Consider the following 13,041-nt stretch of genomic DNA (forward strand, 5'->3'; position numbering starts at 1 on the left):
CGCGCTCAACCACATCGGCTACGACGGCCCGATCTCCATCGAGTGGGAGGACGCGGGCATGGACCGGCTGCACGGCGCACCCGAGGCCCTCGCCTACATCCGCTCGCTCAACGCCATCACCCCGCCCGACGCCGCCTTCGACGCCGCCTTCTCCTCCGAGTGATCCGGCACGCCGGGCGGCGGCCGCGCAGTGCCGCTTCGTGGCCGGCACGCCGGCCACGCAGTGCTCCGCACTTTGGCCACACAGTAGCCGCACAGTGGCCGCCGCCCGGCGGAGCGGACCCATCCCCAAGCCGATCCACGCTGAGCCGATTCACCCCCAAAGCCGATCCACGCTGAGCGGATCCACCCCCCAAGGCCGATCCACGCTGAGCAGACCCACCCTGCGCCGCTTCACCCCAAGCAGCACCGCACCATCCCGGCCGACCGGCCGGGGAGAGGAGACAGATGAAAACCGGAGTATGGCTGATCGGAGCACGCGGGTCGGTCGCGGTCACCAGCATGCTCGGGGCGTCTGCGGTGCGGGCGGGCCTGGCCGAGCCGACCGGATGCGTCCTGGAGTCACCCGAGCTGCACAGCGACGCCCTCCCCGCCATAGGCGACCTGGTCTTCGGCGGCCACGACATCTCCTCGATCCCCCTGGTCAAGAAGGCCGCCGCACTGGCCGAGGCGGGAATCGTCCCGGCTCGGCTCGCCGAGGCCGTGCAGGACGCGCTGCTCGAAATCGAGCAGGACGTGCGGCCCCTGCCGCTCCACGAGACCCAGGCCGGGGTCGCGGACGCCATCGGCGCCGACCTGGACCGTTTCCGCAGGCGGCACGATCTGGACCACGTCGTCGTGATCAACGTCTCGACCACGGAACCCGCGCCGCCGCCCCATCCCGCCCATGCCGATCTCGACGCGCTGCGGGCCGCGCTGGACGGCCCGGAGCTCGTCCTGCCGCCCAGCGCCCTGGCCGCCTACGCCGCCCTGCGCGCCGCCTGCCCGTACGTCGACTTCACGCCGTCCACCGGCGCCCGCCTGCCCGTCCTCGACGCCCTGGCCCGCGCGCAGGGGCTCCCGTACGCCGGTCACGACGGCAAGACCGGTGAGACCCTGGTCAAGTCGGTGCTCGCCCCGATGTTCAGGCTGCGCAACCTGAAGGTGCGCGCCTGGTCGGGCACCAACCTGCTGGGCGGCGGCGACGGCGCGAACCTCGCCGAGCCCGCTGCCAACGCGGCCAAGTCCGCCAGCAAGCAGCGGGTGCTGCGCGAGACGCTCGGTTACACCCCGCAGGGCGACACCCGGATCGACTTCGTCGAGGACCTCGACGACTTCAAGACCGCGTGGGACCTGATCTCCTTCGAGGGCTTCCTCGGCACCCGCATGCGCATGGAGTTCACCTGGCACGGCTGCGACTCGGCGCTGGCCGCGCCGCTGGTCCTGGACCTGGCCCGGCTGACGGCGGCCGCCCACCGGGCCGGGCGCACGGGCCCGCTCACCGAGCTGGCCTTCTTCTTCAAGGACCCTCTCGGGGAGGTGCCCCATGCGCTGGCCGAGCAGTGGCGGGCGCTGCGCGCCTTCGTGTCCGCGCTCGGATGATCCCGGCCGTCGCCCGGGACCTCCGGGTCCAGGGCGACGGCCGAGTTCGCGCGCCCCTTTGACGCCGCGACCTCGGTCAGGCCGGTCAGGCCACCGTGCAGGGCACGCCGTTGAGGGTGAAGGCGGTCGGTTCGGCCGTGTTGCCGGTGTGGGTGGCCTGGAAACCGATGTCGACGGTCGCTCCGGGGGCGATCGTGCCGTTGTAGTCGACATTGCGGGCGCTCACCTGGCCGCTTGAGGGCGAATAGGTGGCGTTCCAGCCTGAGGTGATCGACTGCCCGGAGGGCAGGGTGAAGGTCAGCGTCCAGCCGTTGATCGCGGAGGTTCCGGTGTTGGTGATGCTGATCGCGGCCGTGAAGCCGGTGCTCCAGGTGTTCATCGTGTAGGTGACCCGGGGCCCGGTGCCGGTGCCGCCACTGGGCGACGGGCTGGGCGACGGGCTGGGCGAGGGGCTCGGCGACACGACGGGCGACACGACGGGCGACGGGGAGGGCGAGGAGCCGCCGCTCAGGCTGGTCACGAAGGTCGTCATGCTGCGCGCGGGGAGCGTGACGGTCAGGGATCCGTTCGACATGGTGGCCTGCGCCTGAGGGGCGACGTTCCTGCTCGCGTCGGTCACCCAGGACGAGACGGCGGCCGAGCCGGCGTTCGCCACGGTGAACTGCTGGCTCACCGCGGAGGTCCCCTTGTTGATGGCGACGATGACGACGGTGTCGTCGTTCCGGTACGCCGAGACGTAGACGTTCGACGCGGGGTTCGCCGTCGCGTCGATCCGCACGTATCCGGGGCGGACGAACCTGGCGAACTGCGCCATGATGGCGCCGCGCTTGCTGAGCTGGCCGTCCTCGCGCATGGGGCCGTAGCTGCGCCGGATGTACCACCAGACGTACGCCTGGAACTCGGCCTCCACCATGGCGCGGTGCATGTGCTCACCCACGTCGAGCGCCTGGGGCCAGGTGTCCGCCGAGTCGGAGCTGTTGGGGTAGTAGACCTCGGTCATCCAGAGGTCCTTGCCCGCGCCCTTCTGCTTGAAGAGCGGGTAGGGAAAGTTCGAATACGGCGTGCCGTAGAGGTGCGCCCCGATGATGTCCACGTTGGCGAGCGCCGTGGAGTCGTTGAGGATCGGGTCCGACATGCTCTTGACGTACTGGAACGACTCAGGCGCGATGACCCGGGTGTTGATCGAGCCGGCGTTCTCGCGCAGGAACCGGACCATTTCGGTGGACGTCCACCACGTCCAGTCGTGCGCGTAATCGGGCTCGTTCTGCACCGATATGGCGTACAGGTTCACCCCGTTGTTCCGCATGTAGGTGCTGAAGGAGTTCAGATGCTGGGCGTACGCGGCGTACTGGTCATACCTGAGGCGTTTCGCGTTGGTCTGGCCGTTGCGGTTGAAGGTCTCGATCATGCCGGCCGGGGGATTCCACGGCGAGGCGAAGACGGTCACTCCGAGCTCGGCCGCGCGCTTCGCCGTCGCCAGGTCGCGGCCGAAGTCCGCCTGGCTCTCGCCGACGGGGATCCGCAGGATTGAGAACCCCAGCCTGCCCTCGCCGGTGCCGAACGCCGTCTCCCGCTGGGCGGCCGTCAGGTCGCCGATCCAGGCCGCATGGGCCATGCCGCCGAAGCCCCGGATGGTCTGCCGCAGCGCCGACGGATTGACGGTCGCGGTGGCCGCCGCGGCCTCCGAGGCCCCCAGGACCGACGTCGCGGCCGTGATGACCGGCAGGGCCCCCATTGTCGCCAGGACGGACCTGCGGCTCAGCGACCGCCGCTCGCCGCTCGCGGGCCCATGCTGATCCTGCGTCATGCCTTCTCCTCTTTGACTCGTCGGTGCTGATCCGCGCTGGCGGGTCCGCGGTCCGCCCGGGGCGGCCACGCGGGGCCGCCCCGGGCGGAGTGGTGTCACACTCGGGTCCACTGCTGGTTGCTGCCGCCCCAGCAGGAGTAGATCTGGAGTTTGGTGCCGTTGGCGGTGCCTCCGCCGACGACGTCGAGGCACTTGTTCGCGCCGACCGCGGTGATGGTGCCGTCGGAGTTGAACCGCCACTTCTGGTTGTTCTGGCCGTTGCAGTCCCAGATGATCACGCTGGTGCCGTCGGCGGTGCCGGCTCCGTTCACGTCCAGGCACTTGTTGCCGTAGACCCGCAGCTCACCGGAGCTCGTCTGCGCCCACGACTGGTTGCTCTGGCCGTTGCAGTCCCAGATCTGCACCTGGGCGCCGTTCGTCTGGGAGACGTTGGCGACGTCGATGCAGCGGCCCGATCCCACGCCCTTGATGGCGTTCCCGTTTCCGGTGGGCGGGGGAGAACTGGACGTCCCGCCGTTGAGGGCGTCGAGGACGGCGGTGTAGGCCTGCTTTTTGTTGAAGTTGCCGTCGAACAGCAGCGGGGTGTCACCGCTGCGCCAGGAGTACTTGTCGGTGATGCCCCACACCGTAATGCCGGTGCAGCGGGACACGGCCATGCAGGCCTGGGTGACGCGGCGGTAGGCGTCGGCCTGGGTGGAGCCGGAGCCGCCGACGTCGAGCTCGGTGATCTGAACGTCGACGCCGAGGGCGGCGAACTGGGCGATGTTCTGCTGGTAGTTGGACGGCGGGTTGCCGAAGTGGGACTGCAGTCCGACGCAGTCGATGGGCACGCCGCGGGCCTTGAAGTCCTTGACCATGTTGTAGACGCCGCGGGTCTTGTTCGCGTTGGCGTCGTCGATGTTGTAGTCGTTGTAGCACAGCTTGACGTTGGGGTCGGCGGCCCGCGCGGCGCGGAAGGCCTCTTCGATGAAGCCGTTGCCGAGTTTCTGGGTGAAGACCGAGCTGCGCAGGCTGCCGACGGAGCCGCCGTCGGCGAAGGCCTCGTTGACCACGTCCCAGGCGTAGACCTTGCCTTTGTAATGATTCATGACCTGGGTGATGTGGTTGGTCATCGCCGAGCGCAGGTCGCTGGCCGACATGTTGCTGTTGACCCAGCTGGGCAGCTGGGCGTGCCAGACGAGGGTGTGGCCGCGGACCTTCATGCCCTTGCTCAGGGCGTGGTTGACGATCTGGTCGGCGGACCCCCAGTTGAACGAGCCGCGGGAGGGCTCGATCGGGCCCCATTTCATCTCGTTTTCCGCGGTGACCGAGTTGAACTCCCGGTCCCAGGTGGCCACGTAGGTCGAGTCGTTCAGGTGTCCGGCCGCGATCGCGGTGCCGAAGTAGCGGCCGCTTTGGGCGGCGGCGGCACCCAGGGTGCCGGCGGCGGCGTCGGCGGGGAGGGATGCCGAGAGTGCGGTGATCGTGCCGAGTGCGCCGAGTGCGCCGGCGATCAGCACCCGGCGGGTGCCGGCGAGCCTTCGCCGTCTTCCGTCGGCGGGTCGGGGGGTTTCACCCATGTGTGAGCCTCCACTGGGGAATCGATGAGGGAACGCGGAAAGACGCCCGCGGGAACACCACGCGATCGGTCGTCACGTGGAAGTCGAAACTGCGGCCCCTGCCGCGCACCACCGACCCCGGCAGGAGGAGCCGCCTCCGGGGAGTCAGTCTGGAAATCATCCCGAAACGTGTCAAGAGCATTGCCTGTAAGTTTCGAAGCAGTTTTCGTGCGCCTGCTTCATCTGCGCTGGTGTGCGGCGCGAAATGTCGTTCGTAAAAAGTGCGACTTCCTCCGCGACGGCCCCGGGTGGCGCGGGTCGCGATGAAAGTTTCCTGCGCGCCGCCCTCCGGACGGTGTTCTCGCATCGGCGGAAGAGCAGGTGAGCAACATCCGGCCGGCGTGACGGCCCGGACGCGGAGAGGGGTGAGCCTTGACGCGGTGCGCCGCGTCGGGTTTGATCCGCGCTACACCACCACGCACAGGCCGTCGATGAGAGGGGAGTACTGGTCGTAAAATTGTTAGCGCTAACACTGCGTGTGTAGACCCCACCGGCACATGACTTTCCGGCCGGTACGCACTGTCCGCGTCATCCGTGGGCGACAAGCGGCTGCCAAAGGGTTCACAGGCCGGTCGGTGTTTCCACCGTCGCGCCTTTCGGCGCGTTGGTTCCGGCGTCGTGACTTTTCGGCGTCGTGAATTTTTTCGACGCCGGGACTTTCGGCACGGTCACTTTTCGGTGCGGTTGCTTTCGGTGCGGCTGCTTTCGCACGGCACCTTTCGGCACGGTCGCTTTCGGCATCGCGGCTTCCGGTGCCGCGGCTTCCGATGCTGCGGCTTTCGGTGGCTTCCGATGCTGCGACCACGTCGAAGCCGCCCCGGCGGCCGATCCGCCGGCCCGCCGTTCCTTTCACCTCCCCTGTGAGGCGCGCCCTCGTGCCCGGGCGAGGGCGTAGGCCCACGCAGGACGCCGCGAACCGTCCGCACCCCAGCCGTGTCTCCGCTCTTCGAAGGAGAGAAGATGCACCAACCCCCCGTCCGTACGACGAGTGGCCGGCGACGCGCGCCGGCCACCGTCTTCGCCTGCCTTCTGGCGGCGCTCGCGACCGTTCTCGCATCCGCCGTCACCTGGGTGGCGCCGGCCTCCGCGGCGACCGTCGACACCAACACCTGGTATGTCCTGGTCAACCGCAACAGCGGCAAGGCCCTCGACGTCTACAACTTCTCCACCGCCGACGGCGGGGCGCTCGTGCAGTGGAGCCGGAGCAACGGGAACAACCAGCAGTGGCGGTTCCTCGACTCCGGCGGCGGCTACTACCGCCTGCAGTCGCGCCACTCGGGCAAGGTGCTCGACGTGGCCAACTTGTCCACCGCCGACGCCGCCGACGTCGTGCAGTGGAGCGACCACAACGGCACCAACCAGCAGTTCCGGCTCGCGGACTCGTCCGACGGCTACGTCCGGCTGGTCAACCGCAACAGCGGCAAGGTCGTCGAGGTCCAGAACGCCTCCACCGCGGACGGCGGCAGGATCGTGCAGTACTCCGACTGGGGCGGCGCCAACCAGCAGTGGCAGCTCGTCCCCGTGGGGAGCGTCTCCGATCCCTCGCCGTCACCGTCGGCGTCACCGACCGCGTCACCGTCGGCCTCGCCGTCGGCGAGCCCGACGAACGGGTCGTGGCCGCCGTCGTCCACCTATTCCAATCCTGTGTTGTGGGAGGACCTGGCCGACATCGACGTCTTCCGGGTGGACGACACCTATTACTACTCGGCCTCCACGATGCACTACTCGCCCGGCGCGCCGATCCTGCGCTCCTATGACCTGGTCAACTGGGAGTACGCCGGCCACTCGGTGCCCAAGCTCGACTTCGGGTCCAAATACGACATGAGCGGCGGGCGGGCGTACGTCAACGGGATCTGGGCGTCGTTCCTCAACTACCGCGCGAGCAACAAGACCTTCTACTGGGGCGGCTGCATCGACTTCAGCAAGACCTACATCTACACCGCCACCTCGGTCGAAGGCCCCTGGAACCGGCACACCACGATCAACAAGTGCTACTACGACGCCGGGCTGCTCGTCGACGACAACGACACCATGTACGTCGCGTACGGCAACACCCAGATCAGCGTCGCCCAGCTGTCGGCCGACGGGAAGACCGAGGTTCGCAGCCAGCAGGTGTTCTCCACCCCGTCCAGTGTGGGCACCCTGGAAGGGTCGCGGATGTACAAGCGCAACGGCGCCTACTACATCTTCCTGACCCGCCCGGCCAACGGGCAGTACGTGCTGAAGTCCACCAACGGCCCCTTCGGCCCGTACGAGATGCGCCAGGTGCTGCTCAACATGGGCGGCCCGGTCTCCGGCGGCGGCGTGCCGCACCAGGGCGGGCTGGTCCAGACCCAGAACGGCGCCTGGTACTACATGGCCTTCCAGGACGCCTACCCCGGCGGCCGCATCCCCGTCCTGGCCCCCATCACCTGGACCTCCGACGGCTGGCCCACCGTGCAGACCGTGAACGGCGCCTGGGGCGGCTCCTACCCCTACCCGAACGTGCCGCGCCCGCCCCGGCAGGTGAAGCCCCCGACGGGGACCGACACCTTCACCGGCAGTCAGCTCGGCCCCGAGTGGGAGTGGAACCACAACCCCGACACCAGTAAATACAGCGTCGGCAACGGGCTGCGGCTGCAGACCGCCACCGTGACCAACGACCTCTACTCGGCCCGCAACACGCTGACCCACCGCATCCTGGGCCCGTCCTCGACCGCGACGATCCAGCTGGACTACTCATCCATGCGCGACGGCGACCGGGCCGGGCTGGCGATGCTGCGCGACTCGTCGGCCTGGATCGGCGTCCGGCGTGACAACGGCCAGACCCGCCTGGTGGCGACCAACAACCTCACCATGAACGGCAGCTGGCAGACGACCGGCACCGGCACCGAGGTGGCCTCCACCTCAGTGTCCGGCGGGCGGATCTGGCTGAGAGTCAACGCCGACATCCGGCCGGGCTCCGGCCGCCAGGCCCGCTTCTCCTACAGCACCGACGGAGTGAACTTCACCTCGTTCGGGCCCGCCTTCACGATGGGCAACGCCTGGCAGTTCTTCATGGGCTACCGGTTCGCCATCTTCAACTACGCCACCCAATCCCTCGGCGGCGCGGTGACCGTCAACCGCTTCGACCTCACCACACCCTGACCCATCACCCCCTGACCCATCACACCCTGACCCACCACCCCCTGACCCAGCACACCCTGAGTGAACGAATCCGCCGGCCGGACTCCTTCGGGGGTCCGGCCGGCGTCCCGGGCGCTCACCCCTCCAGGCGGTAGACCCGTGTCGCCGTCCCGCGGAAGACGGCCTCCTGTTCGGCGGCCGTCAGCCCGGCATCGGTGAGCAGCGCCGAGACGGTCTCGGTCCAGAGCGGCAGGGAGCCGGCGAGGAGGCAGACGGGCCAGTCCGAGCCGTACATGAGACGCGACGGGCCGAACGCGCCGAGCGCCACGTCGACGTACGGGCGCAGCGCGGCGGCGTTCCAGTCGTCCCACGCCGCCTCGGTGATCAGGCCGGAGAGCTTGGCCGTGACGTTCGGTTCCACGGCGAGCTCACGGACAAGACCCGCCCAGGGATCGAGGCCCCCTGCCGCGATCGGCGGTTTCGCGAGGTGGTCCAGCACGAAGGTCAGCTCGGGCAGGGCGCGTACGGTCTCGATCGCGGCCGGCAACTGGTGCGGCAGGACGAGCAGGTCGTAGGCGAGCCCGGCGGCCGCGACCTGCCGCAGCCCCCGGCGTACGTCGTCGCGGGCCAGCCAGCGCGGGTCGGGCTCGCCCTGCACCAGGTGGCGGATCCCGCGCAGCAGGGCGCCCCCGGGCGAGGCGGTCAGGGCGGCGAGCTCGTCGGCGAGGTCGGGCCGGGTGAGGTCGGCCCAGCCCACCACCGCGGCGACGGTCTGCGACCGCTCCGCCAGTGCCAGGAACTCGCGCGTCTCCGTCGCGTCGCCCAGCACCTGCACGAGCACGGAACGGCCGATCCCGGTGCCGGCCGTGGCGGAGGCGTAGTCGGAGAGGGCGAAGTCGCGGCGGATCGGAGCCATCTCCGGCGGGTCGAGCCACGTCTGCGGGCGCAGGGAGAGGTCCCACAGGTGGTGGTGAGCGTCGATGCGGGTCACGGCCGGAGTCATATCGGAAGTCACAGCGCGTCGAATGCCTCTCGTGTCAGTTCCCTCAAAGGCCTGCCGGTCGCCTGGGCCAGCGCGGCCAGGTCGTCATACTCGGGTTTGACCCCCCACGGCCCGTGCTTCATGCGGACGTCCCGGCCGTGCAGGCGTACGGTCTCGACGTGCCGGGGCAGGGCGACCTTCTCCACCACGCCGCGCCGCAGGCCCAGGCTTCCCGTCTCGGCGAAGACCAGGGTCTGCAGGTCGTCGGCCAGCTCAAGGGGTGTGAGGATGTGCAGGACGTGCGCGGGGCGCCCCTTCTTCATGACGGCGGGTGTGACCCAGGCGTCCGCCGCGCCCGCCGCGAGGGCCCGCTCGATGACGTGCCCGAGGACCTCCCCGGTCACGTCGTCGAGGTTCGTCGACAGCACGATCTGCGTGCCTTCCCCGGCCACGGGCTCTCCGAGCATGGCCACCGGCTCTCCGAGCATGGCCACCGGCTCTCCGAGCATGGCCACGGTCACGTTGGGCCGGTCGGGCAGCACGCGGCCGCCCGCGCCGTAGCCGGTGGCGCGCAGGGTCATCTCCGGAGCCGGGCCGTACGCCGTGCCCATCGCGTGCAGCAGGGCCGCCCCGGTCGGCGTGACCGCCTCTCCCGCCTCCCCGCCCCGCACCCGGGCCCCCTTCAGCAGCGCGAGCGTGGCGGGAGCCGGAACGGGCAGCACGCCGTGGCGGGTGTGCACCGTGCCGCCGCCCAGCGGCAGCGGCGCGGAGTGCACGCGCGTCACGCGGAGGTCGCGCAGCGCCGCCGCGCATCCGACGATGTCGATCAGGGTGTCGTGCCCGCCGAGTTCGTGCAGGTGGACGTCGGCGGGCGGGACGCCGTGCAGCGCGCCCTCCACCTCGGCGATCGCGGTCAGTGCCGCCTCCGCCACGGTCAGCCCGGTGCGGGCCGCCATCGTGATCAGTTGCGCGGCCGGGCGCTCGGTGGCGTCGTCGTCGACCTCGATCAGCACGCGGGTGGCGGTCAGCGCTCCGGTGCGCACCCGCTCGGCGTCGAGCCGCCAGCCGGTGAGCCCGGTCTCGGCGACGGCCTGCCGTACGGCGTCGAGCGAGGCCCCGGCGTCGAGCAGCGCGCCGAGCAGCATGTCGCCCGCGAGCCCCGTGAAGGGGTTGAGGTAGACGATCACCGAGGCGCCCTCCTCGTGAGGCGGTAGGCCGCGAGCGCGGCGCCGAAGCCGGAGTCGATGTTCACCACGGTCAGCCCGGCGGCACAGGAGGTCAGCATGGCCAGCAGGGCCGTCACGCCCTCAAGCGCGGCACCATATCCGGTGGAGGTGGGCACCGCGATCACCGGGGTCTCGACGAGGCCGCCGACGACGCTGGCCAGCGCGCCCTCCATGCCGGCGACGACGATCACGCTGTCGGCCGCGCGCAGGTCGCCGGCGGCGGCGAGCACGCGGTGCAGCCCGGCCACGCCGACGTCTCTGATCATGACGGTCCGCAGGCCGAGCGCGGCGGCGACGGCCGCAGCCTCGGCCGCTACGGGGCCGTCCGCCGTTCCCGCCGTGACCACGGCCACCGTGTGCTCGACCGGCGGCGTCGGCCGCCAGACCAGCAGCCGGGCGTCCGGGTCGTACGCGCCGCCGGAGACGAGCGCGCGCACCTCGGTGGCGGTGCCGGGTTCGACCCGCGTCACCAGGACCGGCCCGGTGTTCCGGCCGAGCAGAGCGGTGACGATCCCCGCGATCTCGCTCACGCGCTTGCCGGGGCCGTACACGATCTCGGGCAATCCCTGGCGCGCCTCGCGGCCGAGATCCACGCGGGCGTAGCCGAGGTCGAGCGCCTCGCTCATGCCGGTGTGACGGATCCGGCGGCCGGCGGCGGGGCGGTGTGGAGCACGGTCATTCTCCTGTGAGGTAGGGGATCGTCATGGGGCCTTCCGGCAGGACGCAGACCCGCCCGGGCAGAGCGCGGACCGTGGCGGCGATGTCGCCGGTCTGCTCCAGATGGGCGGCGGCCAGATCGGCGTCGCTCAGATGCGACGTGTGCATGATCACGCGGGCGTGCCGCTGGATGCGGGCCTGGATCTGGACCTGCCACTGGTCGGGCACGGTCTCGGTGCGGCGGGAGATCTCCTCGAACAGCGCCTCCGGAGAGGCCGCGGAGGTGAGCACGTCCCGATAGGAGCCGTGGTCGGGGAAGCCGTCCCGGCACTCGGCGGCGCAGACGATGGTCCCGCCGGGCTTGACGACCTGGGCGGCGGCGCTCATCCCCTTCACCGACTGGTAGAGGTTCTGGTCGAGCGGGAAACCGGCGTTCGTGGTGATGACCACGTCGAAGGGCTCGCGGACCGGGCGCATCGCGGCGGTGCGGGCGGCGGCCGTGGCGGCGGCGTGCATCGGCAGCAGGTCGCCGCCGAACGCCTGCACGATCCGCTGCTCGCGGTCGAGCACGACGTCGAGGGCGAAGGTGACGCCGGTCGCGGCGGCGATGGCGCGGACGTCGTCGTGCACGGGGTTGCCCTGGATGACGCCCCAGGTGGCCCGAGGATCCCCGATGCGGGCCGCGTCGTGCAGCGTGAGCACGGTCTCCAGGGCGGCGAGCCCGGGCGCGACCAGCTTGGGACCGCCGGAGAACCCGGCGAAGAAGTGCGGCTCGACGAAACCGGTCGTGATCCGCACGTCGGCGTCGGTCCACTCGCGGTTGAGCCAGACCGGCACGTCCTTGCCGTGGCGGCCCATCCACCTCAGCGACGACGCGTCGCGCGCGTCGTGGTTGACGATCCGTACGGCGTCCACGACCTGGTCGCCGAACATCGCGCGCAGTTCGGCCTCGCTGTTGCCCCGGTGGGTGCCGGTGGCCACGAGGATCACGACGTCGTCCAGGTCGACGATCCCGTCGAGCTCGGCCAGGATCGCCGGGATCATCAGGTGCCGCGGCTGGGGCCGGGTGCCGTCGCAGGCGGAGATCGCCACCGTCTGGCCGGGGCGCACCCGCTCGCGCAGCGGCGGGCCCGCGACGGGTTCGCGCAGGGCCCGGCGCAGTTCGGCGGCCTGGTCCGGCACGGCGGGCCGGGCGACCGGCGCGATGACCGTCGTCCGGTCGTCCGGCAGGTCCACGACCAGGCCGCCGGTGCCGTAGGCGAGATCAACCCGCATGGTCCAGGTCCTCCCAGAGCGTGTCCGGGATGTCCGCCGCCGCCAGCGTCAGGTCCTCGGCGATCTCCTCCGCGCTGCGTGCGCCGATCAGGACGGTGGTGACGGCGGGATGGCGGTGGGGGAAGCGCAGGGCGGCGGCGGGCAGCGGCACACCGTGGGAGGCGCAGACGCGTCCCAGTTCGCGTGCGCGTTCCAGCACCGTGGGCGGGGCGGCGTCGTAGTCGTAGGTGGTGCCTCCGGCGAGGATCCCGCTGTTGAACACCCCGCCGGCGATCACGGCCACGCCCCGCCGCTCGCACTCGGGCAGCAGCTCCTCGGCGGCGGAGCGGTCGAGCAGGGTGTAGCGTCCCGCGACGAGAACGGCGTCCAGATCGGTCTCCCGCACGAACCGGGTGAGCATCCGCGCCTGGTTCATCCCGGCGCCGATCGCGCCGATCACGCCCTGGTCGCGCAGCTCGGCCAGCGCGGGGTAGGCCTGTCCGGCGGCCTGTTCCCAGTAGTCGTCGGGGTCGTGGATGAACACCAGGTCGAAGTGGTCGAGCCCGGTCCGTTTCAGGCTGTCGTCCAGCGAGCGCAGCACCCCGTCGCGGCTGTAGTCCCGCACCCGCACGAAACCGGTGCGGCCGGGAAAGCCTTCCTCCTCGCCCCGGCCCGGCACCAGCACCCGGCCGATCTTCGTCGACACCACCGCCTGCGCGGCATCCTGAGCGGGCAGGCCGCGCAGGAAGCGCCCGAGCCGTTGTTCGGCCAGCCCGCTGCCGTAGTGCGGCGCGGTGTCGAAGTAGCGGATCCCCGCCTGCCACGCGGCGG

Annotated in this window: 10 protein-coding genes and 1 pseudogene; 3 read left to right on the forward strand and 8 right to left on the reverse strand. The window is 70.7% G+C overall.

The features are described 5' to 3' along the window. Both FLX08_RS38930 and FLX08_RS38935 read left to right on the forward strand, forming a co-directional pair. Window positions 1-163, forward strand: a pseudogene (locus FLX08_RS38930) (sugar phosphate isomerase/epimerase); the annotation flags it as partial. Window positions 164-447: 284 nt separating this feature from the next. After that, window positions 448-1,581, forward strand: coding sequence for an inositol-3-phosphate synthase (locus FLX08_RS38935; protein WP_142625277.1), 1,134 nt, complete (start codon window positions 448-450; stop codon window positions 1,579-1,581). Between the two features lie 85 nt (window positions 1,582-1,666). Here FLX08_RS38935 and xynC read toward each other — a convergent pair whose 3' ends face one another. The 3 genes from xynC to FLX08_RS38950 form a co-directional block, all read right to left on the reverse strand. Next, window positions 1,667-3,388, reverse strand: coding sequence for a glucuronoarabinoxylan endo-1,4-beta-xylanase XynC (xynC, locus tag FLX08_RS38940; RefSeq protein WP_142625278.1), 1,722 nt, complete (start codon window positions 3,386-3,388; stop codon window positions 1,667-1,669). A 95-nt stretch (window positions 3,389-3,483) separates the two neighbouring features. Beyond that, on the reverse strand, window positions 3,484-4,947 hold the full coding sequence (locus tag FLX08_RS38945) for an endo-1,4-beta-xylanase (protein WP_142625279.1): 1,464 nt from the start codon (window positions 4,945-4,947) through the stop codon (window positions 3,484-3,486). A gap of 600 nt (window positions 4,948-5,547) precedes the next feature. After that, entirely contained in the window at window positions 5,548-5,727 is a 180-nt protein-coding gene (locus FLX08_RS38950) for a hypothetical protein (protein WP_142625280.1), read from the reverse strand. A gap of 219 nt (window positions 5,728-5,946) precedes the next feature. On the opposite strand from FLX08_RS38950, the gene FLX08_RS38955 reads away from it, so the two are divergent. After that, entirely contained in the window at window positions 5,947-8,112 is a 2,166-nt protein-coding gene (locus FLX08_RS38955; RefSeq protein WP_142625281.1) for a family 43 glycosylhydrolase, read from the forward strand. 115 nt (window positions 8,113-8,227) lie between these two features. On the opposite strand, the gene FLX08_RS38960 is transcribed toward FLX08_RS38955, so the two are convergent. The 5 genes from FLX08_RS38960 to FLX08_RS38980 form a co-directional block, all read right to left on the reverse strand. Next, the gene (locus FLX08_RS38960; RefSeq protein WP_244313215.1) at window positions 8,228-9,082 is read right to left on the reverse strand and encodes an amidohydrolase family protein; all 855 of its coding nucleotides are present in this window, start codon (window positions 9,080-9,082) and stop codon (window positions 8,228-8,230) included. 20 nt (window positions 9,083-9,102) lie between these two features. After that, complete coding sequence (larC, locus tag FLX08_RS38965) at window positions 9,103-10,260, reverse strand: nickel pincer cofactor biosynthesis protein LarC (protein WP_142625283.1); 1,158 nt, start codon at window positions 10,258-10,260, stop codon at window positions 9,103-9,105. Then, complete coding sequence (gene larB / locus FLX08_RS38970) at window positions 10,257-10,925, reverse strand: nickel pincer cofactor biosynthesis protein LarB (RefSeq protein ID WP_142625284.1); 669 nt, start codon at window positions 10,923-10,925, stop codon at window positions 10,257-10,259. Before larB ends, larC begins: the two co-directional genes overlap by 4 nt. Before the next feature lie 49 nt (window positions 10,926-10,974). Further along, complete coding sequence (larA, locus tag FLX08_RS38975) at window positions 10,975-12,231, reverse strand: nickel-dependent lactate racemase (protein ID WP_142625285.1); 1,257 nt, start codon at window positions 12,229-12,231, stop codon at window positions 10,975-10,977. Then, window positions 12,221-13,041, reverse strand: an 821-nt coding sequence (locus FLX08_RS38980) for an aldo/keto reductase (protein ID WP_142625286.1), incomplete at its 5' end; no start/stop codon positions are given. The genes larA and FLX08_RS38980, both read right to left, overlap by 11 nt.

Origin of the sequence: Microbispora hainanensis (assembly GCF_006874475.1) — a bacterium.
GTDB lineage: Bacteria > Actinomycetota > Actinomycetes > Streptosporangiales > Streptosporangiaceae > Microbispora > Microbispora hainanensis.

Bases quoted from the DNA above. Each gene is read 5' to 3' on its own strand.
- FLX08_RS38935 (WP_142625277.1), top strand. From the start codon at position 448: ATGAAAACCGGAGTATGGCTGATCGGAGCACGCGGGTCGGTCGCGGTC.
- xynC (WP_142625278.1), bottom strand. From the start codon at position 3,388: ATGACGCAGGATCAGCATGGGCCCGCGAGCGGCGAGCGGCGGTCGCTG.
- FLX08_RS38945 (WP_142625279.1), bottom strand. From the start codon at position 4,947: ATGGGTGAAACCCCCCGACCCGCCGACGGAAGACGGCGAAGGCTCGCC.
- FLX08_RS38950 (WP_142625280.1), bottom strand. From the start codon at position 5,727: ATGCCGAAAGCGACCGTGCCGAAAGGTGCCGTGCGAAAGCAGCCGCAC.
- FLX08_RS38955 (WP_142625281.1), top strand. From the start codon at position 5,947: ATGCACCAACCCCCCGTCCGTACGACGAGTGGCCGGCGACGCGCGCCG.
- larB (WP_142625284.1), bottom strand. From the start codon at position 10,925: ATGAGCGAGGCGCTCGACCTCGGCTACGCCCGCGTGGATCTCGGCCGC.
- larA (WP_142625285.1), bottom strand. From the start codon at position 12,231: ATGCGGGTTGATCTCGCCTACGGCACCGGCGGCCTGGTCGTGGACCTG.